The organism is Bacillus sp. SIMBA_005 (assembly GCF_046535585.1).
GTDB lineage: Bacteria > Bacillota > Bacilli > Bacillales > Bacillaceae > Bacillus > Bacillus pumilus.
Genome location: NZ_JAWRWI010000840.1, coordinates 1 through 251, shown reverse-complemented (window position 1 = coordinate 251; position 251 = coordinate 1). Strand labels below are relative to the sequence as shown.

Below are 251 nucleotides of genomic sequence, written 5' to 3'. Positions count from 1 at the left end.
GCGATTCCCATCAGCTCCATCACGGCGCTGACACGCTCCTTCCGCACGGTCTTGCTCGCGTGTCGGGCGGTGAGCCCGAACCCGACGTTGTCCTGCACGGTGAGATGCGGAAACAAAGCGTAGGACTGGAAAACCATCGACATTGGACGCTTGTTTGGGGCGACCGAGAGGACCGACTTCCCATCGATCAGAATGTCGCCCGCCGTCGGTGTTTCGAACCCGGCGATCATGCGCAGTGTTGTGGTTTTCCC

At 60.6% G+C, this 251-nt stretch carries 1 protein-coding gene; it reads right to left on the bottom strand.

The annotated features are described in order from the left end of the window. A partial coding sequence (locus tag SB660_RS22440) for an ATP-binding cassette domain-containing protein (RefSeq protein WP_410584682.1) occupies nt 1-251 on the bottom strand: 251 nt, incomplete at both ends.